This is a genomic window from Stenotrophomonas sp. 610A2, assembly GCF_030549615.1.
In the GTDB taxonomy this organism is placed as follows: domain Bacteria; phylum Pseudomonadota; class Gammaproteobacteria; order Xanthomonadales; family Xanthomonadaceae; genus Stenotrophomonas; species Stenotrophomonas pigmentata.
In genome coordinates this window covers 810,609-837,185 of the sequence record NZ_CP130832.1, presented here as the reverse complement: position 1 = coordinate 837,185, position 26,577 = coordinate 810,609, and the positions used below count along the sequence as shown (strand labels likewise).

At 64.1% G+C, this 26,577-nt stretch carries 21 protein-coding genes and 1 riboswitch; of the genes, 8 read left to right on the top strand and 13 right to left on the bottom strand.

Going from position 1 to position 26,577, the window contains the following annotated elements; translation table 11 throughout:
• Nucleotides 1-122: 122 nt before the first annotated feature.
• Nucleotides 123-2,753: a TonB-dependent receptor gene (locus Q5Z11_RS03740; protein ID WP_303748785.1), complete on the bottom strand. Its 2,631-nt coding sequence runs from the start codon at nucleotides 2,751-2,753 to the stop codon at nucleotides 123-125.
• Nucleotides 2,754-2,936: 183 nt separating this feature from the next.
• Here Q5Z11_RS03740 and queD point away from each other — a divergent pair, with 183 nt between their 5' ends.
• The 4 genes from queD (at nucleotide 2,937) to Q5Z11_RS03720 (ending at nucleotide 5,072) form a co-directional block, all read left to right on the top strand.
• Complete coding sequence (gene queD / locus Q5Z11_RS03735) at nucleotides 2,937-3,302, top strand: 6-carboxytetrahydropterin synthase QueD (protein WP_057627955.1); 366 nt, start codon at nucleotides 2,937-2,939, stop codon at nucleotides 3,300-3,302.
• A gap of 405 nt (nucleotides 3,303-3,707) precedes the next feature.
• Nucleotides 3,708-4,061: a phasin family protein gene (locus Q5Z11_RS03730; protein ID WP_303748784.1), complete on the top strand. Its 354-nt coding sequence runs from the start codon at nucleotides 3,708-3,710 to the stop codon at nucleotides 4,059-4,061.
• A gap of 172 nt (nucleotides 4,062-4,233) precedes the next feature.
• Nucleotides 4,234-4,716, top strand: a complete 483-nt coding sequence (locus Q5Z11_RS03725) for a GAF domain-containing protein (RefSeq protein ID WP_303748783.1) — start codon at nucleotides 4,234-4,236, stop codon at nucleotides 4,714-4,716.
• A complete protein-coding gene (locus tag Q5Z11_RS03720; protein WP_303748782.1) occupies nucleotides 4,713-5,072 on the top strand; it encodes a TfoX/Sxy family protein in 360 nt (119 codons plus the stop codon). The genes Q5Z11_RS03725 and Q5Z11_RS03720 overlap by 4 nt, the downstream gene beginning before the upstream one ends.
• 28 nt (nucleotides 5,073-5,100) lie before the next feature.
• Here Q5Z11_RS03720 and cobS read toward each other — a convergent pair whose 3' ends face one another.
• From cobS to cobT, 3 genes are read right to left on the bottom strand one after another with little or no spacing between them, the layout of a single operon-like run.
• Nucleotides 5,101-5,853, bottom strand: a complete 753-nt coding sequence (gene cobS / locus Q5Z11_RS03715) for an adenosylcobinamide-GDP ribazoletransferase (RefSeq protein ID WP_303748781.1) — start codon at nucleotides 5,851-5,853, stop codon at nucleotides 5,101-5,103.
• Nucleotides 5,850-6,437 carry a histidine phosphatase family protein gene (locus Q5Z11_RS03710; RefSeq protein WP_303748780.1) on the bottom strand — a complete coding sequence of 196 codons (588 nt, stop codon included), beginning with the start codon at nucleotides 6,435-6,437 and terminating at the stop codon, nucleotides 5,850-5,852. The genes cobS and Q5Z11_RS03710 overlap by 4 nt, the downstream gene beginning before the upstream one ends.
• Complete coding sequence (cobT, locus tag Q5Z11_RS03705) at nucleotides 6,434-7,504, bottom strand: nicotinate-nucleotide--dimethylbenzimidazole phosphoribosyltransferase (protein WP_303748779.1); 1,071 nt, start codon at nucleotides 7,502-7,504, stop codon at nucleotides 6,434-6,436. The genes Q5Z11_RS03710 and cobT overlap by 4 nt, the downstream gene beginning before the upstream one ends.
• A gap of 284 nt (nucleotides 7,505-7,788) precedes the next feature.
• Nucleotides 7,789-8,025: riboswitch (cobalamin riboswitch) on the top strand.
• Between the two features lie 115 nt (nucleotides 8,026-8,140).
• Here cobT and btuB point away from each other — a divergent pair.
• Nucleotides 8,141-10,012, top strand: a complete 1,872-nt coding sequence (gene btuB, locus Q5Z11_RS03700; protein ID WP_303748778.1) for a TonB-dependent vitamin B12 receptor — start codon at nucleotides 8,141-8,143, stop codon at nucleotides 10,010-10,012.
• A 102-nt stretch (nucleotides 10,013-10,114) separates the two neighbouring features.
• Here btuB and Q5Z11_RS03695 read toward each other — a convergent pair whose 3' ends face one another.
• The gene (locus Q5Z11_RS03695) at nucleotides 10,115-13,099 is read right to left on the bottom strand and encodes a TonB-dependent receptor domain-containing protein (protein WP_303748777.1); all 2,985 of its coding nucleotides are present in this window, start codon (nucleotides 13,097-13,099) and stop codon (nucleotides 10,115-10,117) included.
• A gap of 629 nt (nucleotides 13,100-13,728) precedes the next feature.
• On the opposite strand from Q5Z11_RS03695, the gene Q5Z11_RS03690 reads away from it, so the two are divergent.
• Nucleotides 13,729-14,439: an AraC family transcriptional regulator gene (locus tag Q5Z11_RS03690; protein WP_303748776.1), complete on the top strand. Its 711-nt coding sequence runs from the start codon at nucleotides 13,729-13,731 to the stop codon at nucleotides 14,437-14,439.
• Between the two features lie 66 nt (nucleotides 14,440-14,505).
• Here the strand turns inward: Q5Z11_RS03690 and Q5Z11_RS03685 are convergent, their stop codons facing one another.
• The 8 genes from Q5Z11_RS03685 to dinB form a co-directional block, all read right to left on the bottom strand.
• Nucleotides 14,506-15,276, bottom strand: a complete 771-nt coding sequence (locus Q5Z11_RS03685; RefSeq protein ID WP_303748775.1) for a heme ABC transporter ATP-binding protein — start codon at nucleotides 15,274-15,276, stop codon at nucleotides 14,506-14,508.
• Nucleotides 15,273-16,313 (bottom strand): FecCD family ABC transporter permease, encoded by a 1,041-nt coding sequence (locus Q5Z11_RS03680; RefSeq protein WP_303748774.1) that lies wholly within the window; start codon nucleotides 16,311-16,313, stop codon nucleotides 15,273-15,275. The genes Q5Z11_RS03685 and Q5Z11_RS03680 overlap by 4 nt, the downstream gene beginning before the upstream one ends.
• Complete coding sequence (locus Q5Z11_RS03675; protein ID WP_303748773.1) at nucleotides 16,310-17,362, bottom strand: heme/hemin ABC transporter substrate-binding protein; 1,053 nt, start codon at nucleotides 17,360-17,362, stop codon at nucleotides 16,310-16,312. The genes Q5Z11_RS03680 and Q5Z11_RS03675 overlap by 4 nt, the downstream gene beginning before the upstream one ends.
• Nucleotides 17,363-17,501: 139 nt before the next feature.
• Entirely contained in the window at nucleotides 17,502-18,902 is a 1,401-nt protein-coding gene (locus tag Q5Z11_RS03670; RefSeq protein ID WP_303748772.1) for a YncE family protein, read from the bottom strand.
• 116 nt (nucleotides 18,903-19,018) lie between these two features.
• Nucleotides 19,019-19,990, bottom strand: a complete 972-nt coding sequence (locus tag Q5Z11_RS03665; RefSeq protein WP_303748771.1) for an alpha/beta hydrolase — start codon at nucleotides 19,988-19,990, stop codon at nucleotides 19,019-19,021.
• A gap of 25 nt (nucleotides 19,991-20,015) precedes the next feature.
• Entirely contained in the window at nucleotides 20,016-22,256 is a 2,241-nt protein-coding gene (locus Q5Z11_RS03660; protein ID WP_303748770.1) for a TonB-dependent siderophore receptor, read from the bottom strand.
• Between the two features lie 284 nt (nucleotides 22,257-22,540).
• Nucleotides 22,541-23,191, bottom strand: a complete 651-nt coding sequence (gene gph, locus Q5Z11_RS03655) for a phosphoglycolate phosphatase (RefSeq protein WP_303748769.1) — start codon at nucleotides 23,189-23,191, stop codon at nucleotides 22,541-22,543.
• 63 nt (nucleotides 23,192-23,254) lie between these two features.
• Nucleotides 23,255-24,340 (bottom strand): DNA polymerase IV, encoded by a 1,086-nt coding sequence (dinB, locus tag Q5Z11_RS03650; RefSeq protein ID WP_303748768.1) that lies wholly within the window; start codon nucleotides 24,338-24,340, stop codon nucleotides 23,255-23,257.
• Between the two features lie 209 nt (nucleotides 24,341-24,549).
• Here dinB and fabA point away from each other — a divergent pair, with 209 nt between their 5' ends.
• Both fabA and fabB read left to right on the top strand, forming a co-directional pair.
• Nucleotides 24,550-25,065 (top strand): 3-hydroxyacyl-[acyl-carrier-protein] dehydratase FabA, encoded by a 516-nt coding sequence (fabA, locus tag Q5Z11_RS03645; protein WP_303748767.1) that lies wholly within the window; start codon nucleotides 24,550-24,552, stop codon nucleotides 25,063-25,065.
• Entirely contained in the window at nucleotides 25,065-26,273 is a 1,209-nt protein-coding gene (gene fabB, locus Q5Z11_RS03640; protein ID WP_303748766.1) for a beta-ketoacyl-ACP synthase I, read from the top strand. Before fabA ends, fabB begins: the two co-directional genes overlap by 1 nt.
• Nucleotides 26,274-26,577 lie beyond the last annotated feature (304 nt).

Genomic DNA, 26,577 nt, shown 5'->3' with positions numbered 1-26,577 from the left:
CGCTCCGCGCCCCGGCCCTTGCGCTGGCGCAAGGGCGTTCGACGGGCAGCGAACCGGTGGTTCGCAATCTGCCCCTCTCACCCCGCAAGCGGGAGAGGGGCTAAAGCACCGCGGGCTTTCAGTCAGAAACGGTAATCAAAACCCAGCGTGTAATAGCGCCCACGCAGGTCGTACTGGCTGAAGTCATACGGTGCGCGCACACCCGGGAAGGTTGCGTCGTACGGCGGCTGGCGGTCACCGATGTTCTGCACCTTTGCGTACACGGTCAGCTTGTCGATGCCGGTGTAGCCCAGGTACAGATCGAACTGGCTATAGCTGGCGACCTCCTTCTGCACGGCCTTCGCCGCGGCACTGCCTTCCTGGTCATAACTGCTGGTGTAATACCAGGTCAGCGCGGTACGCCAATCACCCAGCGCCCAGTCCAGCGTCGTGGTGGCCTTGGTATCCGGCAGCGATGGGCCGAGGTTGGAGCCGGCGTAATCCACCAGCGGACCGCCAACGACCTGCGGTCGCTTGTAGTCGATGACATAGGTCAACGCCGAGGACAGGCCGAAGTCACCTGCGCTTGCTGTCTGCCAACGCTGGCGCAGCTCGATGTCGATGCCGGAGGTCTCCAGCTGGCTCAGGTTCTGGTAACGGTTATAGACCGCCAGCAGCTTGCCACGCGAATCGCGCAGCACATTGGCCGGATCGTTGTCCGCCACCAGCGTGGTGGTGTTGCCGGTGCCGATCAGGTTGTCCAGCTTGATGCGGTAGTAATCGACGCTGAGGTTGGTGTTCTGCCACGGCGACAGCACGAAGCCGGCGTTGAAGCTGCGCGTGCGCTCCGGATCGAGGTTGGTGTTGCCGACGGTGAAGAAGGTCGGGTTCTGGCGCGAACCGGCGACATCCGGATCATGTGGATCCACCACCGAGCCATACGCGATGCTGGTCGATGCCGAGTTCTCCGACAGCGACGGCGCACGGAAACCACGCGAGGCAGCGGCACGCACCAGCAACCAGTCCAGCGGCTGCCAGCGCAGGCCGAGCTTGGGCGAGAACGCATTGCCGAAGTCACTGTAATGATCGGCACGCGCGGCCGCCTGCAGTTCCAGTGTGCTGTGCAGCGGTACGCTGACTTCCGCGTAGGCGGCGCTGACTTGGCGCTGGCCGTGCACTTCGGCGATTGCCGGGCGCACCTGCAGGCCGGCATCGATCTGCCAGGGGTTGTCGGAGTCGAGCTTTTCCTGCCGCCATTCGGCACCGGCGGCAAAACCGATCTGGCCGGCCCAGGTTTCACCCAGGGTGCCGGACACCTTGGCATCGACACCCTTGAGCACCGACTCGGCCGGGCGCAGCGTGCTCAGGCCGATCGCGGCAAGCACCGCCGGATCGGTTGCCGAAGGATTGAGCAGGTTGTAGCTGCCACTGGCCAATGCGTCGTACAGCGTCCAACGATTGGCAAAACCACCGGAGACGGTCTCGCGCTGCTTGCTGGCAGCCTGGAACGCACCCAGTTCCCAATCCCACTTCTCGGTCTGACCACGCAGGCCGAGCACGCCGCGATAGGAACGCGAGCGGTTGGTCTTGATGGTGCCACCCAGGTCGAAGAAGGTGTATTCGATCGGCACATCCACCCCGTACGGGTTGTACGGATTGGCTGCCGGCAGCGTCGAACGTACCGGCTCGGCCAGACCGGTGTCGGCGTTGAGCGCGAAGCGGCCGCTTTCCAGAGTGAAGAACGGGCTGGAGCCAAACCACGACACACCCTTGATGTCGCTGTAGATCACATCAGCGAAGGCTTCCACCGAATCATTGATGCGCAGCGTGCCGTTGATGTAGGCCTGCCAGCGCTTGGTTGAGGGGATCAGCGTGGTGTACGGCGCCTGGTTGAAGGCGCAGGTATCACCGGCCAGGCCATCGATCGGTGCACTGGCGGTGAGCACCGTGCCTTCCGGGCAGTTGCCGGCGGCATCAAGCATCGGCACCGACTTGCCGCCGATCAGATAGCGCGCGCCCTTGGCCGACCAGCCATTCCAGCGTCCGCCGGCTTTGTCGGTATAGATGCCCGAGCGGGTCAGGTCGCGCTGGTCCTGGTCGAGGCGATCGCGGTTATAACCTTCCAGCGAGAACAGGATGTTGTAGCCATCACTGTCCAGGTCACCGAGCCCACCGATGAACTTGAGGTTCTGCTGATCCAGCCCGCCCGCGTCGGAGGTACCGCCGCTGACGCCGACCTCCGCACCTTCAAAATTCTGCCGGGTGATGATGTTGACCACGCCGGCCACCGCATCGGAACCGTATACCGCCGAGGCGCCGTCCTTCAGTACTTCGATACGCTCAACAGCGACCAGCGGCAGCGCGTTCAAATCGACGAAGGTGTCCGACAGGCCGCCGGCCGGGAAGCCGTAGTTGGCCAGGCGGCGGCCATTGAGCAGCACCAGTGTGTTTTTCTGCGACAGGCCGCGCAGGCCGATGCCGGCCGAGCCGGAGGCCCAGCCGCTATTGCTGGTTTCATTGCTGGCGTTGCCGGTATTGGCGGAGATCGAGCGCAGCAGGTCAGCGACGCTGGCCTTGCCGGTCTGTTCCAGTTGCTGGCGTTCGATCACCTGCACCGGATTGGCGCTTTCAGTATCGGTGCGCTTGATGTTGGAACCGGTGACACGGACCGCATCGAGGGTCTTGCTGCCGTCGGCAGCGGTTTCAGCCAGGGCGAGGGAGGGTGCAGCGATGGCAGCGGCCACCGCGAAGGCGAGCAAGGAACGAGTAGGCATGGAATCCGGGAGAGGTGAATGACAACCGCGCCAGTACCTCATGAACGGCAAATGTCCGGCCAATCACTTTGCTGCATTCGCACATAACGATTCGTTACATCGCTTCATCAGGATGGATATGAAAGATGGACTGGCATCGCGCATTGGTACGCGTGGCGTCGGCAGCACCCTACAATTGCACCCATGGATATTTTCAAGGTTTTCACCCTGGAGGCCGCCCACCGGCTGCCCAACGTTCCGGTCGGCCACAAATGCTCGCGCCTGCACGGTCATTCGTTCCGCGTGGAATTGCGGGTCAGCGGCGAACCCGGCCCTGAGACCGGCTGGATCATGGACTTCAGCGAGCTGAAGGCCGCCTTCCAGCCGCTGTACGACCAGCTCGACCACAACTACCTCAACGACATCCCCGGCCTGGAAAACCCCACCAGCGAGCGCCTGGCGATGTGGATCTGGGAAAAGCTGAAGCCGGCACTGCCGCTGCTCAGCGAAGTAGTCGTGCACGAAACCTGCACCTCCGGCTGCAGCTACAAGGGCGACAAGGCCGCCTGACTGCGGTAGTGCCGAGCCATGCTCGGCAGAGGCTTTACCGGAGTCCCCTGTAGTGCCGAGCCATGCTCGGCAGGGGCTTTACCAGGAACGTCCCAGCCGAGCATGGCTCGGCTCTACATGGACTTCCCGACCATGCAGCGGCATTTGTAGGAGCGGCGTAAGCCGCGAAGCTGGCCGTGCATGAAGCCTCAAAGCCAACCCCTCCCCAGCCCTCCCCTTGCCCGCGGCAAAGGGAGGGAGCGGTAGTGCCGAGCCATGCTCGGCAGACGCCTTCCCGGGAATGCTCCAGCCGAGCATGGCTCGGCTCTACAGACGGCACGAATGCTTAATCGTTCAGAATTTAATGTTGCACCGCGCCAAAACCGCGTTATGCTGCATCGCAACAAGACCCGCCGGATTGCACCGATGTCCGCTCAGCCCAACGATTTCAGCAGCTATACCCAGCAGTTCGCTGCCGTGGCCAATCGTGCCAACCGGCTGGCGCTGGAGAACGCTGAAAGCGTGTTTGGCGTGCAGCTGCGTACCTTCGAACGCAATACCACTGCCGCCGCCGGTTTCTTCGGCGAACTGGCCCAGGCCGGTGCGCAGGCGGATCTGCAGGCCCTGCTGCCCAAGGGCATGCAGTTGGCGCGCGACAACATGGAACGGCTGGCCAGCGCCAACCAGGAAGTGCTCGGGCTCAGCCTGAAGACCGGTGAGGCCTTGGGCGCATTGGTCCGCCAGCCTTTCGCCGCCAAGCCCCAGCGCAAGACGCGCTGATATCCAGACAACAGAATTTGCGCGGTCCCTCCCCCGCGCAATCCCAGACCCGGTAGCTCCCTCCCGCTACCGGGTCTTTTTTTGCCTGCGATCCAGCATTCCATTGCCGATGGCTGCGCTCAGCAGCAACGGCTGGCAAAATCGGGAGTCACGCAGCGGCTAGACTCCCAAGATGTTCAACACCGACACGCTCACCGGCAGCAAGCCGGAACAGTACGCCCAGCTGCTGGCCCAAGCCCGCGCCCTTGTCCATGGCGAAGCTGACCGCATTGCCAATGCCGCCAATCTGTCGGCCCTGGTTTACCACGCGCTGCCACAGCTCAACTGGGTGGGCTTCTACTTCTACGACGGCAAGGAACTGGTGGTTGGCCCGTTCCAGGGCTTGCCGGCCTGCGTGCGCATTCCGTTGTCCAAGGGCGTGTGTGGCGCCGCTGCCAGTAGCCGCCAGACCCAGCGCATCGAGGATGTGGATGCTTTCCCAGGCCACATCGCCTGCGACTCAGCCTCACGCTCGGAGCTGGTCGTACCCTTGGTCCACAACGGTGCGTTGATCGGCGTATTCGATATCGACAGCCCGGTGCTCGCGCGTTTCGATGCCGACGACCAGCTGGGGCTGGAAGCCATCGCCCAGGTGTTTGTCGAGGCGCTGCAATGAGCGCACCCAAGCTGCGCAACATCGGCCCCAAGAGTGCAGCCTGGCTGCGTCAGGTTGGTTTGCGCAGCGAGCAGGATTTGAGTGCGATTGGCCCGGTTGCAGCGTTCATGAAAGTGCGCCGCGCTGGCTTCAAACCCAGCCTCAACCTGCTGTATTCACTGGAGGGCGCCTTGGTCGGCTGCCATTGGCAGGAAATACCCGAGGCGCGTCGCCAGCAACTGGTCGCCGAGTACGAAGTCGCCGCCGGCGCCCTGCCCACCACGCGCGCGGGCCAACAGGCCGGGCCGGTGCATGAAACGCATATGCAGGCCGATGCCGACGAAGAAGAGACCACCGAGATCCGCTTCGAGGATTGAAGCCGCGCCTCGCGTTTGTTGGAGTGGCTCAAGCCGCTCCCACGAAACCGGTGGCGAGCGGTGCGAGGATCACCAAGGCGAGCATCAGCAGCGTCTCCACCACTTCGACGCTTGCACCCAGGCCATCGCCGGAGATGCCACCAAGCTTGCGCTTCCACCACAGCGCAACCAGCGGCACCAGCAGCAGTGCCAGCAACAACGGCCACGCGAACAACACGCTGATAGCAGCCAACAAGGCCGCCCACAACCACATCGCTGACGGTCGCAGCTGCCAGGAGAAACGCTCACCCATACCATCGCCATGCAGCGAGGGTATGCGTTGGCTCCACCACAAGGTGCCCCAGCGCGCCCATGCCGGCACCAACACGATGCCGAACCACAACGGGCCTACCGCAAGCTCGGTCAGCAGCACGAACTTCAGCAGCAGCTGCATGATCAGCGTCACCACGCCGAACACGCCCATATGCGGGTCCTTGAGTACTTCCAGGAAGCGCTGCGGATTGCGATGCGCCGCACCGAAAGCATCGGCGACATCGCCGAGGCCATCCAGATGCAAGGCGCCAGTCACCCATACCCACATCAACAAGGTCAGCGCACCTGCCAGCCATGGCCGATCCGACAGGCCATACAGCGGCAGTGCCAGCAGCACGCCGATGATGGCGCCAACCAAGGGGTAGTACACCGCTGACCTGCTCAGATCTTCCTGGCGGAAGTCGCGCACCTGTGGCGTCGGCAACCGGGTCAGGAACTGGATGGCAAGGATCAGGCGGCGTCCAATCATGGTTGTCGCAACTCCAGCAGTTCACCCCACAACTGGCCGTCTTCGCCGCGCTCCACGCGCAGGCGTACACGGGTGCCGTAATCGATGCGCATCGCCCACAGCGAGGACAGGCTCATCCCACAAACCCGCGACACCACCAGCCGCAATACACCGGCATGGCTGACCACCAGCACCGGTTGACCATCACCATCATCTTCGTCCACCAGACGATGCAGCTGCGCTTCCACACGCGCCTGGAACTGCTGCCAGGATTCGCCATTGGGCGGCACCACATCGTGCGGTTCGCTGTAGAAGCCAGCAAGCTGTTCGGCAGGAACTTCATCGAAATGCAGTCCGTCCCAATCGCCGAAATCGAGCTCGGCCCAATCCGGGTGGATCTCGCAGAACTGGTTGCTGCCGGCCACCAATGCATGCGCGGTATCCAGCGCGCGCCGACGCGGCGAGGTGATCACCCGGCTCCAGCCAATGCCGGCATGGCAGCGGTGCAAGGTGTCCATCGCGCCATCGATCAAGGGCGGATCGGTGCGTCCGTCCAGATGACCGGCACGTCCAGTGGAGGCGTGCCGCATGAGATCGAGAATCATCGGCCACCACCGCGATCGGCAACGGCCGCTTCGGCGAACGTGGCCATGCTGTTGTGCAGGGCACAGGCCATGCGTACCAGCGGCAAGGCCAGCGCGGCACCGGAGCCTTCGCCCAGGCGCAGGTCCAATGACAGCAGCGGCTGCGCCTGCAGGGTTTCCAGCAGGCGGATATGACCGCGCTCAGCCGACTGGTGCGAGAACAGCAGCCACGGCCGCAGGCTCGGGTTGATGCGCACTGCCGCCAATGCCGCCGCAGAGACGATGAAGCCATCCACCAACACCGGAATACGGCGCTGCGCGGCGGCGATCATCGCCGCGCCCAGCGCCGCGATCTCCAAGCCACCGACCCGCTGCAATGCCGCGCAGCCGGGAGATTCGGCGGTGCTGATCGCTTCGCCATGCAGGCTCAACGCACGTGCGATCAGGTTCTTTTTCTGCACCATGCGCACCGCGTCCAGCCCGGTGCCAGCACCAACCAACTGATCGAGTGACATCTCGCCAAGCGCGGCAGCCACGGCGCTGGCAGCGGTGGTGTTGCCGATGCCCATCTCGCCGAGCACCAGCAGATCCGCGCCGTCGGCACAGGCAGCTTCCACCGCGCGGCGACCCGCATCGAACGCAGCCTCCAGATCCTCGACCGACATCGCCGGACCGGTGCTGAAATCCGCCGTGCCATGCAGCGTTTTGGCGCTGACCACTCCGGCAATCGCGGCGGTGGCGCGGCTGCCCACATCCCAGACATGCAGCGGCAAGCCAAGCTCGCGTGCGAGCACTGCAATGGCGGCGCCACCAGCGGCGAAGTTGTGCAGCATCTGCACCGTCACTTCGGCCGGGTAAGCCGATACGCCTTGCGCGGTGACGCCATGGTCGCCAGCAAACACAATCACCGGCACACGTAGCGCCGCGGGTTGATCCACGCCCTGCAGCGCGGCCAGTTCCACCGCCAGCGCCTCCAGGCGGCCCAGGGCGCCTTCCGGCTTGGTCAACTGGCGCTGGCGCAGCAGGGCGCGCTGCCGGTATTCCTGCGAAGGCTGGCCGCAGGCCTGCCCGTACCATGTTTCTGTCACGACACTTCCGATACTGCGTTTGCAGCGCGCATTCTAGCCATTCAGCAACAGCGCTGCGCAGGGCGGCGCCGCCAGCCAGCAGTCAGCCGCAACAAGCGCACAACCGTAGCCCGGATAAGCACAGCGCACCCGGGGAACGAGATTGCGACACCGGTGCAGGCCTGCAGCGTTATGAGCTCCCCGGGCGCGCTGACGCTTGCCCGGGCTAGGTTGAGCCGCGCTTGCAGACACTGCGCTATGCCGGCCGTTGCCGCCCGTTCCGGCAGCGCTGACAGCAATGGCTTAGAATGCGCGCACTTTCAGGTGACCGCCCGGCATTGCCGGTCGGTTGAAACGGGAAGCCGGTGCCGCGCATTGCTGGATCTCCAGCATGTCGCCATTCCGGCGCTGCCCCCGCAACGGTAAGCAGGACAAGACCAGGCATACCGCCACTGTGCTCGACACGGGAAGGCGCCTGGACGGAAGCGGCACATGCCGCCTCGCCTGCGAGTCCGGAGACCGGCCCGAAAGCCGACTGGTTGCGATGCGGAGGGCATGGCGGCGGCTGTAGCGCCGTGTGCGCCGCCTCCGTCTTCTCCCTCTTCTGGCAGCCTTCCCCATCCGCCTGCGCGGGAGCGTGCAGGCCCAGGAGCTTCCATGAAACTGTCTTACCACTCTCTTTCGCTCGCCCTTGCCCTCGCACTGCCGGGCGTTGCCGCCGCGCAGAATGCACCGACCGAGCTGGACGACGTCACCGTCACCGCGACCCGTACCCCGGTCTCCATCGAGAACAGCGTAGTGCCGGTGCAGGTCATCGACCGTGCGCAGATCGACCACAGCCAGGCCAACTCGCTGCAGGACCTGCTGCGCGGCCGCGCTGGCCTGGACTTCGCCAACCAGGGCGGCAACGGCAAGATCACCTCGCTGTTCCTGCGTGGCAGCAACTCCAACCAGGTGCTGGTGCTGGTCGACGGCGTGCGCGTTGCTTCCGCCACCAGCGGCATGGCCGCACTGCAGGACCTGCCGGTCGACCAGATCGAGCGCGTTGAGATCGTGCGTGGCCCGCGTTCGAGCCTGTACGGCTCCGAGGCCATCGGCGGCGTGATCCAGATCTTCACCCGCAACGCTGGCAAGGGCCTGCAGCAGAACCTGGCGATCACCGCCGGCAGCAACAACCTGCGTCAGGTCAGCGCCGGCTTCAGCAACCGCGGTGAGCGCGGCTGGATCTCGGCCCAGGGCGGCTACCAGGAAACCGACGGCATCAACGCCTGCCGCGGCACCGCCGCTGGCTGGGGCGCTGGCTGCTTCGCCGATGAGCCGGACCGCGATGGCTACCGCAACACCTCCATCAACGTGCGCGGTGGCTACGCCCTGACCGACACGCTGAGCCTGGAAGGCCATGTGCTCAACGCCGACAGCTTCAACGAATACGACGGCAGCATCTTCGGCGGCAACGAAGCCGACAACCGCCAGCAGGTCTTCGGCGCCAAGCTCGCCTGGGCTGCATCGGAGCGCTTCAACCTGAGCGCGCAGGTTGGCCGCAACCGCGACGAAGCCGACAACTACTTCGCTGATGCCAGCACCGGCACCCGCAGCTTCGCCAGCGCCTTCGATACCCGCCGCGACACCGCCAGCGTGCAGGGCGACTTCACCATCGCCGAAGGCCAGCAGATCACCGCCGGTGCCGATTGGCAGAACGACAAGGTCACCAGCTCCACCGCTTTCGACATCGACCAGCGCGACAACCTTGGCGTGTTTGCCGAGTACCAGGGCCAGTTCGGCGCGCACTCGCTGCAGGCCAGCGTGCGCAATGACGACAACGAGCAGTTCGGCAACCACACCACCGGCAGCCTGGGTTACGGCTTTGCCTTCGGTAACGGCTTCCGCCTGACCGCCAGCGCCGGCACCGGCTTCAAGGCACCGACCTTCAACGACCTGTACTACCCGGGCTTCAGCAACCCGAACCTGAAGCCGGAAGAATCCAAGAGCCTGAACCTCGGCATCGCGCAGTACGCCGACAACTGGAACTGGACCTTCAACGCCTATGAAACCCGCGTCGACCAGCTGATCGGCTATGACAGCAACTTCGACCTGGTCAACGTTGCCGAAGCCCGCATCCGCGGCGCCGAGCTGACCGGCTACCTGTCGCTGGCCGGCTTCGACATCAACGCCCAGGCCAGCTTCACCGACCCGCGCGACCACACCTCCGGCGCTGCCACCTATGACAACCTGCTGGCCCGCCGCGCGCGCACCAGCGGTCGTCTGGACGTGGACAAGAGCTTCGGCCCGCTGCGCCTGGGCGTAACCGCTGCAGGCAGCGGCCACCGCTTCGACAACGCTGCCAACAGCGTGCGTCTGGCTGGCTACGGCACCGTTGACGTGCGTGTCGAGTACGCCATCAACGATGCATGGAGCCTGCAGGCCAAGGCCGCCAACGTGTTCGACCGCGAGTACGAAACCGTCGCCTGGTACAACCAGCCGGGCCGCGAGTACCAGCTGACCCTGCGTTACAACAGCAAGGCCAACTGAGTCGGCGAAACCGCAGCGTCGCTGCGGTTTCCATCAGGCTGAAAACAAACAGGGCCGACGGTCATTCCGTCGGCCCTGTTCTTTTGCACCCAGCGAAGATCGTCAGAGCTTCATGCGCAGACCGATGTTGAAGGTGCGGCCAAGCACGTCATACACCGCGGCCTGGTAGCCGCTCTGGTTGAAGCCGGCACCGCCGGCCTCCGCGCCCGGCACACGCGGCGGCGCGCGATCGAAGGCGTTGTTGAGACCGCCGAACACGCTGAATTTCGGCGTGAACTGATAGCTGGCGTAGAAATCGCTGTAGAAGGTATTGCCTGCCCACTCGCGCTCATACGCGGCAGTTGAAGTATTGCTGCCACGCATCTTCGAAACATGCCGCAGGGTCCAGTAGACGCTGAGCTTGGGATTCGACCAGCCGGTGCGCACCGTGCCCTTCCACTTCGGCGTGCCCCAGAGCGTGAGGTAGTCCCACGCATCGTCAGGATTCTGCGGGTCGGCGACGAACTTGCGTTCCAGCGTACGGCCATAGCTCAGGTCAACCAGAATGCGACCAGCATTGGAACCCGCTGCCCCGCCCAGGTCGTAAAACCAATTGGCATTGATATCGACACCGCGGGCGATGCTCTGCGAGAGGTTCAACTGCTGCACTGCCACCTCGACGATATCGCCAGCCGAATCGCGGGTGACCAGATCACAGAAGGCGTTGTCCAGGCTGGCCTGGTCGACGCAGCGGTTGAGGATGGTCTGGTAGTCCAGGGTGGAGATCACCCCGCGCAGGTCGATCTTGTAGTAATCGGCGGACACCGTCAGGTTGGAGATGAAGCGCGGCCGCAGCACCATGCCGAAGGTGGTGGTCTTGGCGGTCTCTGGCTTCAGGTTGACGTTGCCCGAATAGACGATGTCCTTCCACTGCCAGTAATTGCCGACACTGGTATCGCTGGGGCTGATGGCCGCGCAGTTGCCCGCCGTGTAGCTGGTGGTACTGGTGCGGTTGGCCAGCGCATAGTCGTTGCAGGGGTCGTAGATCCACGCCGACGACACGCTGCCCGCCGTGTACAGCTCACCGATATTGGGTGCACGGATCGCCTTGCCGTAGGTGCCGCGCAAGGTGATATCGGCGATCGGCGCCCACTCCAGACCGAGCTTCGTCGTCGTGGTACGACCGGCAGTGCTGTAATCCGAGACGCGCCCGGCAAGCTCCAGTGACAGACGCTCGGCGCCGGTCACGCCTGACAGCAGCGGCAGGCTCAGCTCGCTGAAGATCTCCTTGACGCTGAACTCGCCGTTCAAACCGTTCTGGGTAGTGCCAAGGCTGGCGTCATAGGCCGGATTGGTCGGGTCGTACTGGGCGATGGTGCCGATCTCATTGCGCTCCTTGCGGTACTCCGCGCCCACCACGATCTTGGCTTCACCGCCGGGCAGGTCGAACAGGCCGCCGGAGGCATAGGCCGATGCAACCTTCTGGGTCAGCGTGGTCGTTGACCAGTCGGTGTCATAGGTCAGCCAGTCGACCATCTCCGAGGTCAGGCGCTTGAACGGATTGATCGCCACGCAGCCGGCCGGGCCATCCCAGCAGATCGGGTTGCCAGCGCCATCCACGTAGGAATTCAGGCCCGACAGCAGCCGGTCATAGGAGCCAGCGTTGAGATCACGGGTGCGCTGGCGGCTGCGGCCGTAAGAGTAGTAAGCCTCGTAGTTCCAACTGCGACCGAGGAAATCGAAATAGCCTTCGGCGCCTACGGTGGCCTGCAACAGCTTGCGGTCGGTCTGCTGGCGCATGTGCCCCAGCTCTTCGTCGAAGTGGCGGCCGAAGGCGATGCCATTGGTGAACGCACCACCGTTGGCGGTGATCATTTCCTGGGTGATGAAGGGGCTGTAATACGGCACCACTTCACTGCCGCCCGAACCATAGGTGCTGAGCGAGCGCCAGGACGCTTCGGACTGGCTCTGCGAGTAGTTGATCGTACCCACCAGGCGCAGCGCATCGTTGACGTCGAAATCCAGCGTCGAGCGCACGGTCTGGCGATCCGATGGCGTCACCAGGTACCAGGAATCGTAACGGCCACCAAACTCACCGCCATCGGTAGTGCCCTGCTGCAGCACGTTGAAGCCGGTGCTGAGGTTGGTCAGCCCGCCCGGGCCGAGTTGCGAGTGACGCAGCGAACCATCCGGATTGAAGGTGTACAGGCAGTTGGCGGCATTGGCCACCGTGCAGTTGCCCAGCAACACGGTCGCATTGGGCGAGTTGTAGCCGTTGCGGCTGTTGTCCAGGATCACATACGGATCGCTGCTCTTGGCACGTGCGTAATACGGGTAGCCGTTGGCGGTCCAGGGACGATCCTGGCCGCGCACGGTGCCTGAGTTCTCTTCCCAGAACCCGTACAGGGTGAAGTTGCCGCGGTTGTCGGCAAAGTTCTTGCCGAACAGAACATCGCCTGTATACGTAGGCATGTCGCCGCGCGAGGAATCACCGTAGCGCACGCTGGCTTCCAGGCCTTCGTAGTCGCGCTTGAGCACGAAGTTGACCACGCCGTTGACGGCATCGGCACCGTACAGCGCGGATGCGCCACCGGTGACCACGTCCACGCGCTCGATCATGCTTGCAGGCAGTGCGCTTACGTCGACACCGGCGGTGCCGGGGATCGACGCAACCTGGCGGCGCCCATCCACCAGCGTCAAGGTGCGCTGCACGCCCATGCCACGCAGGTCCAGCGCACTGACACCGACATTGCCCGTCTGGTTGGCAGTCTGGCTGGTCTGGGTTGCCGCAAAGCTCGGCAACTGGTTCACCAGATCGGCGATCTGGGTATAGCCGGATGCCTGGATCTTTTCCGCACTGATGGCGGTAACCGGCGCAGGACCTTCGAAGCCCGGCTCACGGCGGATGCGCGAGCCGGTGACGATCACGGTGTCCAGATCCTTGGCGTCCAAGGCAGCGGCTGCCGGCTTCTCCTGCGTGGCGCCTGCCGCGGCATCCTGCGCCCATGCAGCCCCCGTTGCTGTCGCACACAAGGCAACGGCAACAGCGACTGCCAGCTGGCCACGGCGACGACATGGAATGCGCTCGGCGCGATGATTCGTCTTCATCTACTTCCCCTTGAATATGAAATGCGAAACGAAAATTGAGCAAGCAACCACGAAGTGGCTGCTGCACCGCCCAGCCAATGGCTGCCGGCATGCACCACTGCAACGGCGGCGTTGCTGCCGCGAAACCTCCGGAATCTCCCGCGCACACGCCGACCGACCTCGGCGCGGGCAAGCGCAACGGTCGACAGCAGATGGAGTAGTCACGATTCCGACGGCGCCCAACGAGCACGCACCAAAGGCGAACAAGCACACGAAAGCCAACACCAGGCCAGCCACCGCACACGTCGCTTCTGGCGACCGCGCGCTACCTTGGCACAACCGGCATATGTTTTGAGATCCGCCTAATACCAGCCCCCTGACCGGCCTCGGCGCATGCCCGCACGCTGATCAACGTGCAAGGCCGAAAAAAACAGAACAACCTGTAACAACTGCAACCAACTGATTTAAAGGCATCTGCAGAAACGAAAGCACGTCATGACCGTACATTTCGAGCTCAATATTCCACTGCAGCCGATGCCGCGCGCTAGGCGTATCTTGGCCTGCACGATGCGGATTTCAGCATACTTATTGCGCTTGAGAGACGGCCGCTGGAATGGCAGGGTGTGCGCTCTGCAACGGAGAGCACTGCCATGGCCGTCACCCTGTCACCGCAGGTATTGGTGCGCATGTTTGATCCACTTCCCGACGTGGTGTTCTTCATCAAGGACACCGAATGCCGGTATACACACGTCAACCAGACCTTGATGCAGCGGCTGGCGAAGAAGAGCCGCGAGGAGATCGTCGGCAGGAGCGTATTGCAGCTTTATCCTGCACACCTGGCCGCGCGCTACATCCTGCAGGACCGTCGCGTGCTGACCGGTGAAGTGATCGAAGACATGCTTGAGCTGCAGCTCTATGCAAACCGCAGCCCGGGCTGGTGCCTCACCCTCAAGCAGCCGCTGGTGGAAGACAACCGCATCGTCGGTTTGATCGGCATCTCACGTGATCTCGGCCAACCGGATCGCGAGGACTCTTCCTTCCAGCGTCTGCACGCTGCAGTGGAATACATGCAAGCGCATTTCCACGAGCCGCTGCGCGTGCGCACGCTCGCCGGCAAGAGTGGCGTCTCGGTCGCGCAGCTGGAACGCTTGTTCAAGAAGGTATTCCAGCTGACGCCACAGCAGTTATTGACCAAGTTCCGCATCGAGGCCGCCACCCGCATGCTGTTCACCGACACCAGCATCGCCAGTGTTGGCCAGGCCTGCGGATTCTCCGACCAGAGTGCATTTGCGCGACAGTTCAAGCACACCGTGGGCATGACGCCGCGCGACTATCGGGCGCTGGCGGCAGCGCCGAAGTAGTCATTCCGCCAATACGCAAAGCGATGTGTGCAAACAGCACGACTTCGCCCACGCACCGCCGGATACTCAGTCGTCGCAGGCAACAACCAGCGGTACGCAGCGCGTGGGATGCTCGATCACCTGCACCGGCTGGCCGTAGACCTTGCCGATGGTGTCGCTGGTCAGCACCTCACGCGGTGAACCATCAGCGGCAATGCGTCCATCGCACAGCATCACGATGCGGTCGGCATAGGCCGATGCCAGGTTGAGGTCGTGCAATACCACCACCACGCAACGGCCCTGCGCTGCGAGCTCGCGGGCACTGCGCAGAGTGCGCTCCTGATGGCGAAGATCGAGCGCGGCGGTTGGCTCATCCAGCAGCAGCACCGGCGTCTGCTGCGCCAAGGCACGGGCAAGCGAGGTGCGTGCTGCCTCACCACCGGACAGTGTCTGCACATCGCGACCGGCGAGGCCGGCAACATCCACCTCAAGTAACGCAGCTTCTACGATCTCCGCATCCTGCCGTGGTTGCGGTGGATGCGGCAGGCGCCCCATCGCCACCACTTCGCGCACGCTGAAGGCAAAGTGCACAGCATGATCCTGCGCCATCACCGCCCGCTGCAGGGCAAGCTCACGCACCGGCCAGTCGGCTAGTGCACGACCTTGCAGCAATGCCTGCCCGGCATCCGGCTCGGCATCACCGGCAAGCAGGGCCAACAAGGTCGACTTGCCTGCACCATTGGGACCAACCAGGGCGGTCAGCGTGCCCGCCTGTAACGCCAGATCAACACCCGCCAACACCTGGCGACTGCCACGCAGCACGCTGACCCCACGCAATTCCAGCAAGGGCGCGCTCATGCCCTACCCCCGCGCTTGCGCAGCACCAGCCACAGGAAGAACGGCGCGCCCAAGGCAGCGGAGAACAAGCCGAGCGGTATTTCCGAAGGCGGATCCAATGTGCGTGCGGCGGTATCGGCCACCACGATCAACAACGCACCGACCACGCCCGACAAAGGCAACAGCCAACGATGCCCGGGGCCAACCAGCATCCGCACCAGATGCGGCACCACCAGACCGACGAAACTGACGCTGCCCGCAAATGCCACCGCTGCACCAACCAGCAACGCACTGAAAGCGACCAGCAACAGTCGCGTGCGCGCGACATCCAGGCCGATATGGCGTGCCTGGCGCTCACCGAGCGCAAGCATGTCCAAGGGCGTGGCCAGCCGCAGCAGTGCCAGCAGGCCGATCACGAATACCGGCGTGACCGCGGCCACGTCGCTCCAACTGGCTTGCGCCAAGGAGCCCATCTGCCAGAACACCAGCGACTGCAGTTCACTCTCGCTGGCGATGTAGGTCAGGAAGCCGACCGCCGCCGAGCAGCCCGCACCAATCGCGATACCGACCAGCAGCAGGGTCGCGGTGCCTTCACCGCGCCCCGGCCGCGCCAGCAGATAGATCAAGGTCGTCGCGCCAGCACCACCCGCGAATGCCGCCAGTGGAATCAACCACACAGCGAATGCACCCGCGCCGAGCACGATGGCCGCCACCGCCCCCAACGCCGCGCCCTGGCTGACGCCGACGATGCCGGGATCAGCAAGCGGGTTGCCAAACAGACCTTGCAGTGCAACGCCGGCCATCGCCAGCGACGCACCAACCAATGCGCCCAACAGCGCGCGTGGAATGCGCAGCTGCCAGACCACGCCCATGTCGCGGGCACTGATCGACTGCGGATCCGCCAAGCCGAACTGCGCCGCCATCGCCCGCAGCACGTCGGCCGCAGGCAGCTTCAGCGGGCCGGTGCCGAACGACAACAGCACCGCCCCCAGCAGCACCGCCAGCAACAGACATAGCAACAGCGCGCCGTTCGGCCGCCGGACCTGCGCCGACATCATCCGCGCGACAACTCCGCCAGCGCCTGCGCCAAGGCCAGTGCACCGGCACCAGAACCCACGCTGGTGGATTTCAGTTCGACATCAGGCATCACCCAGACACGGTTGGACGCACCGGCCGGCGTGTGCTTCAGGGTTGGATAGGCCTTCCACAGGCCGGCTTCACCGCCGAACAGATGCAGGTCGTTCTCCGTTACCAGGATCACGTCTGGCGCTGCCGCAACAACGCCCTCGTTGCTGAGTTGGGAGTAGTTGGCCACGCCCGCTTCTTCGCCGATGTTGATGCCACCAGCGATGGTGATCAGTTGGTTGGCGGCGCTGTCGGCACCGGCCACGGTCGGCAGACCACCGGCGCCGCTCGCCGACAACGCGATCACCCGCGGGCGCTTCGCATTGTCCTTGGCAATGGCTGCGGCCTGATCGAGCTGTGCCTGCACCTTGCCAGCCAACTCCTCGCCCTGTGCAGACAGACCAAGCGCAGCAGCCACCTTGCGCACCTTGTCCGCCGGCGGCTGCAGGTCATCGATCACCACCGCGGCATGGCCGGTCGCGCGCAGGCGTTCGGCCAGCACCGAATGGCGGCGCAGGCTGTTGCCGAGGAACAGGGTTCCGTCCAGGCTCAGCACGCCTTCCACACCGGTGGTGCGGTTGAACAGGAAGTGCTTGGGGGCCGCCTTGCCTGCGACCGTTGCCGAGCGCTCCGGCGCGGCATAGACCTTGCCGCCCAGACCCAGCGCTTCGATCACCGCGATCACATCATCGCCCCCTGCGACGATGCGACTGATGTCGGTCACTTCGACCTCCACGCCATCGTCCGAGCGCAGCTTGGCCGGTAGCTGCGGCGCTGCTGCAGCCACCTGCGGCACGTCCTGCCCGGCCACGCGCTTCCAACCCGCCGGCAATACGCTCGCATCAGCGGCATCGGTAGCAGGCGCTGCAACTGCAGGGGCTTCGACTGCGGCCGGCGGTGGTGCCGGGCTGCGATCACAGCCGGTAATCAGCACGGCCAGCAGCAGGCCGAGGCTGGTCGGAACAAGGGTGGTGGCTTTCATCAACATTTCCTCGGTTACCAGATTGGCCGACGCATCGGAGCTGCGTGCCAGCCAGATTTTGATGGCAGTGCGGGAGATGCCGTTGCCGGCATCTCCCGCGCGTTTATCGCCTTGCCGCGCACAGGGCGCGGCGGATCACTCAGCGCTGCACAGGCAGCAGGCGGGTGATGCGATCGCCCTTGGCGTCATCGGCGCCCTTGGACTTGTTGATCGCGAACATCACCGCATCCGGGCCCTTGCTGACGTGGTTTGGGTAGGTGCCGCCGTCGAGGTTGGCAACGATCTTGCCGCCTTCATCAACCACCGTGACGGTGCCGGCAGCGCGGTTGCTGACATAGGCCAGGCGCGTGCTCGGGCTGTAGGACACGTTCAAGGAACCGGCGCCGACGTAGACATCGTGCTCGACCTTGGCCGTGGCCGGGTCGACGATCAGCAGGTTGTCGCTGCCCTGCGATACCACCAGCAGGCGCTTGGCCACCGGGTTCCAAGCAACGCCGATCGCATCACGCGCGCCGGCCAGCGGGAACACCTTCTCCACCTTGCCGCTGGCACCGTCGATGATCGCCGCCTCGGCGGCGGCCAGACTGACGGTATAGACCTTGCCGGTAGCCGTATCGATGTCCAGGCTGCCCGGAGTGAAGGTCTCGCCGCGCTTGCCGGAGGCGATGGTGATGTTGTCCAGCTGCTGCAGCGTGCGGGTGTCGAACACGCTGATGTAGTCGGCACCGGTGGCCGAGACATAGGCGCGGTTGCGCTGGGCATCGACCACCACGTCACGCGCATGCGACACCGCGCCGACCGGGTACTGCTTGACCAGCGACAGGTCGGACTGGCGGTAGACCGCCACCGTGTCCTGGCGGGTATTGGTCACCCACACATTGCCGTTGGCGTCGTCCACGCCCACGCCGTACACGGCGAACAGGTTGCCGTCATTGCCTGGTGCTGCCTGCGGCGATACACGGGCGATGATCTGCAGCGATTCCGGGTCCACCTTGAGCAGCTCGGACTGCTTCACCGGCGGGCGGCCGACGGCGCTGGTCACGAATGCGGCCTTGCTGGCCGGGCTGTAGGCGACCTGGTACAAGCCCTGCACCAGACGGTTGCTGGCGGCCTGGATGCGCTCCTGGCCGGACAGCGGCACTTCGCGCGAAACCTTCAGCGAGAACACCGCTGCGGCGTCCGGCGCAGCTGCACGCACCACGATCGGCTGCGGGCCGGCGACGGCATCGGCCGGGATAGCCAGCGTGCCGCTGAACTTGCCTTCGCCATTGGCGACATAAGGCTGTGCGTTGAGCACGGTCTCACCGCGCAGCAAGGTCACCTTCTGGCCCGGGGTGAAACCGTTGCCTTCAATACCGGTTTCGCTGCCCGGCAACACCACCGGTGCGGTAGCGCGCACGCTGCCGTTGAATGCGGTATCCGGCTGGGCGAATACCTGGGCGCCGGCAGCGCCGGTGGCCAGCAACAACGCCAGCCCGAGCAGATGCGGACGCGCCGCGCGGGCGGTGGTGGAAGCAGTAATAGAACGAACGTTTGCCATCGGGCATTACCTCTTGGGTGCTGCGCGACGTCGCGCGCATCGTGGGTTTCTGCCTGGGCGGTGACGCTGCCTGGGTAATGGAGTGCCGGGCCGTCGGCCCGGACTTGGAAGTCATATCAGGAGCGCGGCTCCGCGCTGCGATCACGCACGCCGGTGATTTCATGCAGCGCGCGCATCAACGAGGCGCGGAACATCGGGCCATGGCCGAGGCCATCGAACTGGTGGTACTCGACATCCAGTCCCGGCACCTGCCGCAGGCGCGCAGACAATTGCTCGGCGGCATCGGACGGTGCGCCGGAGACGCGCTTCAAGTGTGCCAGCACCCGTGGATTGCTCATGTCACGGTTGCTGGTATCGCGCTCACGCTCACCGCCACCAAGCATCAACAGCACCCGTGCCGGATGACCGGCGTTGTTACCGATGAACTGGCGCTCGGGAGCACCCAGCATCGCGCCCTGCTGCCACCACAACGACGGGCTGGCCGGCACATAGGTCTGGAATGCGCCGCTGCGCGTGTACAGCGTGTGCAGCACGAACAACCCGCCCAGCGAATGGCCCCACAGTGCCTGCTTGTTGGCATCGGTTGCCACGTGCTGTGCCAGCTGCGGACGGATGCGCCGCTCGATCACTTCCAGGAACGCATCGGCGCCACCGCCTACCGCCGCGCCGCCGTCTTCGGGCTGGTCGGCAATCGGCGTGTAATCGCGGGTACGGGCGGGCGAATCGATGCGCTGCTGGTTGTCGTAGCCGACAAACACCAGCACCGTTGGCTGCTTCTGCGCCAGTTCCTCCAGCAGCGGCGCGTCGAATTCCATCAACGCGCCATTGCCATCCAGCATCCACAGCGCCGGGAAACCCGCCGTCGGTGCCTTACCGGCAGGGATGCCGAGGTTGACCCGCCAGGTGCGCTGGCCATCATCACTGCGTACCACGAAGCGTTCAAAGCGGTAGTGCGCCGAGCCGGTGTCGGCAACGGTCTGGCCCATCAGCTGCGCAGGGTTGCGTTGCTGGGCCACTGCCATCGGCGCGACTACGCCGAGCAACACCAGCGAGGCCAGGGCGAGCAGTGAGTGAAAGCGGATACGCATGTGAGTTGTCATCGCTATGCCTGGATCAGAAGCCGACGGTCAGGTTCACCCAGTAGCTGCGGCCGGGCTCGTTGTAAGTGGCAGCACCCGCACCGGTGGCGCTGGTGCTGGTGGTGCCTTCGCGGAACAGACGCTTGTCGAACAGGTTGTTGATACCACCACCGACGCGCACCTTCGGCGTGATCCGGTACTGCCCACCCAGGCTCCACAAGTCATAGGCAGCGCGCGTATCCGGCGGCAATGCCGCACCGGTGGTGCTGGCCTGCGTCGCCGATTCCTGCTTGCCGTAGAAGGTGCCGGTCAGCATGAACGACAACTGCGCATTGACCTGCCAATCCAGGAAGGTGTTTACGGTGTACTCGGGAATGATGGACAGCGGCTGATCGGTGGTCTTGTCGACATTCTCGATCATCCAGGTGACATTGGTATTCCACGACAGCACATCGCCACCGCCGATCAGCGGCACCTTCACGTTGCCTTCGACGCCACGGATGATGGCCTCCGGCGCATTGGTCCACTGGAACACCTGACCCTTGGTGTCATTGGTGATGCCGATGCGGTCCTGGCCGGCAACGATCTTGTCCTTGTAGTCGTTGTGGAAATAGGTAACCGAGGCATGCCAGCCGTTGTCCGGCGCCCACTCGATGCCGATTTCCTTGTTGATGCTGGTTTCCGGATCGAGGTTGGCATTACCCATCACGTAGCAGCCAGAGCCTTGGTTCGGGCTCAGCACCGGGCAGCCATTGCCACGCGTGTAATAGAGATAGTCCGGGTTGGCCTGATAGAGGTTGGGCGCTTTGAACGCACGCGCGATGCCGCCCTTGATCGCCCAATCCTCGGCCAGCTTGAACTGCACATTGAGGCTGGGACTGAGGTTGTTGCCGAACTGCGAATGGTGATCGAAGCGCAACCCGGGGGTCAGCGTCCAGCGCTCGCCGATGTACAGGTTGTCCTCGACGAATACCGCCGCGAACTGCTGGTCGCTCTTGCCGGTGCGCACGCCGTCGTAACCTGGGATGCCGCCACCGCTACTGGAGGTCTGGGTCACCGAGTAGGGATCGTTGAGTTCCATGTCGCGGTACTCGAAGCCCAGCGTTGCGACCTGCTCGATGCCGCCCCAGTTCAGCGGCACATTGATCTCGCCGTCGACGCGGGTGGAGGTCAGCTCGGAGGTGGAGAAGGTCGCACCTTCGGTGATCGAACCTTCCGGGCCGCCGGCCAGGCCCTCATTCAAGCGGGTATTGTCGGTGTCGTCATAGGCCGCGGTGATGCGTGAGGTGCCCCAGTCGTAGCTGCCGCGATGGGTCAGGCCGAACGAGCGGCGCAGCATCACATTGGTTTCCGCGCCATACAGCGCATTCAAGCGCTCGAAGCCGTCACTGCTGACGCCGCGCTCGCCGGAGTAGATATTGCCCTGGCGGCTGACGCTGGCATCCAGTTCCAGCACATGGTTGTCGTTGATGTCATAGCGCAGCAGGCCGCTGATATCGCGGTTGCGCACACCTTCGCGGCCGGCTGGCGGCGTCACGCCGGTGGCGAACTTCTCATTGAGCGACAAGGCATCCGGCTCGGTCTTGTTGACGTTGCCGAACAGGCGGAACGACAGCTGTTCGCTCAACGGACCGGACAACTGGAAGCCGACGCGCTCGCTGTCGCCTTCGTCACTGTGCTCGGCCTGGCTGCCGTACAAGGTCAGCGAGCCGGTCAGGTCGCCGGTCGGCTTCTTGGTGATGATGTTGACCACACCACCGGAAGCACCCGAGCCGTAACGTGCAGCGGCCGGACCACGCAGCACTTCGATGCGCTCGACCGCTTCGGCCGGCACCCAGTTGCTGTCGCCGCGGCTGTTGCGCTCGCCGCTGCGGCCCATGCGTACCGAATCACGCGAACTGACCGGGCGACCATCGATCAGGATCAAGGTGTTTTCCGGGCCCATGCCGCGGATGTCGATCTGACGGAAATTGCCGTAGGAGCCGGATGCGGTATTGCCGGTCAGGTTGATGCCGGGCATGCGCCGGATCACTTCAGACAGATCGTTGGCCGGCGGCAGGCGTTCCAGATCGACAGAGGTGATCACCGAGCTGCCCAGTGCCTGCTTGGCGATCTGTTCGGCGGTGACGTGCACGGTGTCGATGTCGGTCGCCGGTGCCGCGCCTTCGGCCAGTGCCGGACCGGCGAGCAAGGCGCTCAATGCCAGCGCAGCGGAAAGGGGATGGCGGGACAACAAGGCACGCGCGGACAACCGCGACGACGAACGACGGGACATGGGGGAAAGCCTCTCGACAGTGGGGATGCGCCCCTCTGGCGAACAGCTTGAGGAACGACGGATATCGAATGCAGCTGCCGGAAACAAACGCCAGACAGGCTGCGGATTGCCCGTATTCTACACTAAATGAGAATGATTATTGATAACTACGGGCAATGAGGTTGTGGCCTCTGATTTGTAGGAGCGGCGTAAGCCGCGAAGCTGATAGACCGCCCGATTGCGGAAATCCCTGCGACTTCATTGCTGTCGGCTTCGCGGCTTATGCCGCTCCTACAAAAGCCCGGCTACGCGACGATCGCCACCAACTCACGCATATCGTCGATCACCGCCACTGCTTCAGCCGCATCCAGATCCAGGTCGCGCGAATAGCCATAGCGCACCAGCACGATCGGCATGCCGGCATTGTTGGCCGCGCCCAGATCGGTGCCCGAATCACCAACCATCAGGCAATCCACCACCGGCTGCTGCAGCAAGCCTGCCACATGCAACAGCGGCTCCGCTGCAGGCTTGCGCTGCGGCAAGGAATCGCCACCAATGATGTGCGCGAAGAAGCCAGCAATGCCCAGATGCTGCAACAAGGGCGCAACCATCGCCGCCGGCTTGTTGGTGCAGATCGCCATCGGCAGGCCGCGGGCCTGCAATGCGGTCAAGGCCTCACCAACGCCGTCGTAGAGGCGCGGGCTGCGCAGCAGGCAGGCCTTGTAATGGCCCATGAAAACCGACATCACCTCTTCCAACGTCAACGCACTGCCTGCGTTCGCCAATGCGGTGGACACCAGATTGCGTACACCCTCGCCTATCCAGCTGCGTACCGTCGCCTCGGAGACGCGCGGCAACGCCAGCTCTTCCAATGTGAGGTTCACTGCCTCGGCGATATCACCTGCGCTGTCCACCAGCGTGCCATCCAAATCGAACACCAAGGCCGTAATCGCCACGCATCCACACTCCCGGAAAATGAGCATCGATTGTAGCGGCGCCGCGTCGCGCAGAGGATGTACTCAATCCAGCGAGATGCCGCGAAACAAATCACCCTGGATCACCAGCTCTTCGCGATCACGGAAGCCCGACAAGCCCACGCCGACCAGGCGATAGCGCGTATCCGCCGGCAACTGCACGCGCTGGCACAAGGCCAGGGCGATGTCGCGCAGGTCTTCAACCGAGCTTGGCGGGGTATCCGGTGTATAGCTGCGGGTGAGAATGCGGAACTGCGCGGTCTTCAACTTCAGCACGACGGTGTGACCGATGCGCTCGGTACGCCCGGTTGCACGCCAGGTGCGCTCGGCCAACTGGGTGATCGCTTCGTCGAACTCGCCCATGTGCAGGTCTTCGGCGAAGGTATCCTCGGAAGAAATCGACTGCACCGGCTGGTCCGGTTCCACCGGCCGCTCGTCGATGCCACGCGCGCGCCGGTACAAACCCGCGCCAAAACTGCCGAACAAGGCCTGCAGTTGTTCAAGCGGCAGCGCGCGCAGATCACCGACGGTGACAATGCCCAGCGCCGACAGCTTGCCTTCCATCACCTTGCCCACGCCCGGCACCCGCTTGACCGGCAAGGGCGTCAGGAACTGCTCCACCTTCGACGGCGGCACCACGAACTGGCCATCGGGCTTGCGCCAGTCCGAGGCCACCTTGGCCAGGAACTTGTTCGGGGCGATGCCTGCCGAGGCGGTCAAGCCGGTGGTCTCGCGGATCTGCGCGCGGATGGTACGTGCGATCTCGGTGGCGATACCGTCGCAGCTCGGCGATTCGGTGACGTCGAGGAAGGCCTCATCCAGCGACAGCGGCTCCACCAGCGGGGTGTGCTGCAGGAAAATCTCGCGGATCTGCCGCGACACCGCCTTGTAGCGGGCAAAGTCCGGCGGCACGAATACCGCATCCGGGCACAGGCGCTCGGCGCGCAGCGCCGGCATCGCCGAACGCACCCCGAATTTACGGGCTTCGTAAGAGGCCGCGCAGACCACCGAACGCGCCCCGCGCCAGGCCACCACAACCGGCCTCCCGCGCAAACCGGGGTCATCACGTTGCTCCACGGACGCATAGAAGGCGTCCATGTCGACGTGGATGATCTTGCGTTGTTGGCTCAAGGCAACAGTCTCAAAAGGTCGCCAACATGATAGCTGTTGTCGCTAAATGCACACTTGTCCTCACAAATGTACTTATTCATACCTCCCGTAACAGCCCGCGAACGGCGCTTATCTGCAGCTAACATACGCAACCGTCCAGTTAAAACATTTGATTGAACGGAAATGCTGCAGCATGCTCCGGGGCTCGCAATGGCTTTGGATTACCCCGGATGACCCGTCTGCATGCTTTCTCGCGCGACCAGCTGCTGGCCAGCGCGCGTGGCGAACTTTTCGGCCCGAACAAAGGCCGTCTCCCCAATGACCCGATGCTGATGTTCGACCGCATCACCGAGATCCGCGAGGACGGTGGCGCACACGGCAAGGGCATGATCCGGGCCGAGCTGGATATCCGTCCTGACCTGTGGTTCTTCGGCTGCCACTTCATCGGCGACCCGGTGATGCCCGGCTGCCTGGGCCTGGATGCCATGTGGCAGCTGACCGGCTTCTATCTCACCTGGTTCGGCGCAGAAGGCCGCGGCCGTGCGCTGGGCTGTGGCGAGGTCAAGTTCACCGGCCAGGTGCTGCCCAGCGCCAAGCTGGTGCAGTACGAAATCGATGTCTCGCGCGTGATCAACCGCAAGCTGGTGATGGCACAGACCGACGCCCGCATGCTGGTCGACGGCCGCGAGATCTATACCGCCAAGGACCTGCGCGTAGGTCTGTTCACCTCAACCGAGAGCTTCTGATGCGTCGTGTCGTCATTACCGGCATGGGCATCACGTCCTGCCTTGGCAACGATCTGGATACCGTCTCCAGCGCCCTGCGTGACAGCCGCCCCGGCATCGTCGCCCTGCCCGACCACGCCGAAGCCGGCCTGCGCAGCCAGATCGGCGGCAAGGTCGACATCGACCTGGACGCGCAGGTAGACCGCAAGCTCAAGCGTTTCATGAGCGATGCCGCGTCGTACAGCTACATTTCCATGCGCGATGCCATCGCCGATGCCGGCCTGGACGAAAGCCAGGTCAGCAACGTGCGTACCGGCCTGATCGCCGGCTCCGGCGGCGGCTCCAGCGAATGGCAGGTTGAAGCGGCCGATCTGCTGCGCAACCGTGGCGTACGCAAGGTAGGCCCGTACATGGTGCCGCGCACGATGTGCTCGACCGTGTCGGCCAACCTGGCCACCGCCTTCAGCATCAAGGGCCTGAGCTACTCGCTGTCGGCCGCCTGCGCCACCTCGGCACATTGCATCGGCGCTGCCGCCGACCTGATCCGCCATGGCGCCCAGGACGTGATGTTTGCCGGTGGCGGTGAAGACCTGCATTGGTCGATGAGCGTGATGTTCGACGCCATGGGCGCACTGTCCACCAGCTTCAACGAAACGCCGGCCACCGCGTCGCGCCCGTACGACGCCAACCGCGACGGCTTCGTCATCGCTGGCGGCGCCGGCATGCTGGTACTGGAAGACTACGACCACGCCGTGGCCCGTGGTGCACGCATCTATGCCGAACTGGTTGGTTACGGTGTGACTTCCGACGGTGCCGACATGGTTGCCCCGTCCGGCGAAGGCGCGGTGCGCTGCATGAAGATGGCGATGGAAGGCCTGGACCGTCCGATCGATTATCTGAACACCCACGGCACCTCGACGCCGCTGGGCGACGTGACCGAGCTCGGTGCGGTGCGCCAGGTGTTCGGTGACGCCGTGCCGCCGCTGTCGTCGACCAAGGCGCTGTCGGGCCACTCGCTGGGCGCTGCCAGCGTGCACGAGGCGATCTACTGCCTGCTGATGATGCGTGATGGCTTCATGGCTGGCTCGGCGAACATCGAAACCCTGGACGAGCGTGTGGAAGGCTTCCCGATTCTGCGCAAGACGCAGGATGCGAAGCTGGACACGGTGATGTCGAACAGCTTCGGCTTTGGCGGCACCAATGCAACGCTGATCTTCGGCCGGGTTTGATGGCGGAGTGATCTGAAAGAAAACAGCCGCGAAAGCGGCTGTTTTTTTGTGCTTTGGCTTTGCTGTTGCTGTTGCTGTTGCTGTTGCTCTAGATCTTGCTATCCCCTCTCCCGTTTCCGGGAGAGGGGTAGGGGTGAGGGGAAGCTTTTGCTTTGCTTTTGCTTTGCTTTTGCTTCAGCTGTAGCCGTTGATCTACTGCTCCGAAAAACAACGGCAACAGCAATGGCAACAGCAACAAGCAGGAGCTGCCCTCACCCCTACCCCTCTCCCGCAGGCGGGAGAGGGGAAAGCAGAGCATGAGCAG

Coding starts and splice junctions, on each gene's coding strand:
- Q5Z11_RS03740 (WP_303748785.1), bottom strand. CDS start 2,753: ATGCCTACTCGTTCCTTGCTCGCCTTCGCGGTGGCCGCTGCCATCGCT.
- queD (WP_057627955.1), top strand. CDS start 2,937: ATGGATATTTTCAAGGTTTTCACCCTGGAGGCCGCCCACCGGCTGCCC.
- Q5Z11_RS03730 (WP_303748784.1), top strand. CDS start 3,708: ATGTCCGCTCAGCCCAACGATTTCAGCAGCTATACCCAGCAGTTCGCT.
- Q5Z11_RS03725 (WP_303748783.1), top strand. CDS start 4,234: ATGTTCAACACCGACACGCTCACCGGCAGCAAGCCGGAACAGTACGCC.
- Q5Z11_RS03720 (WP_303748782.1), top strand. CDS start 4,713: ATGAGCGCACCCAAGCTGCGCAACATCGGCCCCAAGAGTGCAGCCTGG.
- cobS (WP_303748781.1), bottom strand. CDS start 5,853: ATGATTGGACGCCGCCTGATCCTTGCCATCCAGTTCCTGACCCGGTTG.
- Q5Z11_RS03710 (WP_303748780.1), bottom strand. CDS start 6,437: ATGATTCTCGATCTCATGCGGCACGCCTCCACTGGACGTGCCGGTCAT.
- btuB (WP_303748778.1), top strand. CDS start 8,141: ATGAAACTGTCTTACCACTCTCTTTCGCTCGCCCTTGCCCTCGCACTG.
- Q5Z11_RS03695 (WP_303748777.1), bottom strand. CDS start 13,099: ATGAAGACGAATCATCGCGCCGAGCGCATTCCATGTCGTCGCCGTGGC.
- Q5Z11_RS03690 (WP_303748776.1), top strand. CDS start 13,729: ATGGCCGTCACCCTGTCACCGCAGGTATTGGTGCGCATGTTTGATCCA.
- Q5Z11_RS03685 (WP_303748775.1), bottom strand. CDS start 15,276: ATGAGCGCGCCCTTGCTGGAATTGCGTGGGGTCAGCGTGCTGCGTGGC.
- Q5Z11_RS03680 (WP_303748774.1), bottom strand. CDS start 16,313: ATGATGTCGGCGCAGGTCCGGCGGCCGAACGGCGCGCTGTTGCTATGT.
- Q5Z11_RS03675 (WP_303748773.1), bottom strand. CDS start 17,362: ATGAAAGCCACCACCCTTGTTCCGACCAGCCTCGGCCTGCTGCTGGCC.
- Q5Z11_RS03670 (WP_303748772.1), bottom strand. CDS start 18,902: ATGGCAAACGTTCGTTCTATTACTGCTTCCACCACCGCCCGCGCGGCG.
- Q5Z11_RS03665 (WP_303748771.1), bottom strand. CDS start 19,990: ATGCGTATCCGCTTTCACTCACTGCTCGCCCTGGCCTCGCTGGTGTTG.
- Q5Z11_RS03660 (WP_303748770.1), bottom strand. CDS start 22,256: ATGTCCCGTCGTTCGTCGTCGCGGTTGTCCGCGCGTGCCTTGTTGTCC.
- fabA (WP_303748767.1), top strand. CDS start 24,550: ATGACCCGTCTGCATGCTTTCTCGCGCGACCAGCTGCTGGCCAGCGCG.
- fabB (WP_303748766.1), top strand. CDS start 25,065: ATGCGTCGTGTCGTCATTACCGGCATGGGCATCACGTCCTGCCTTGGC.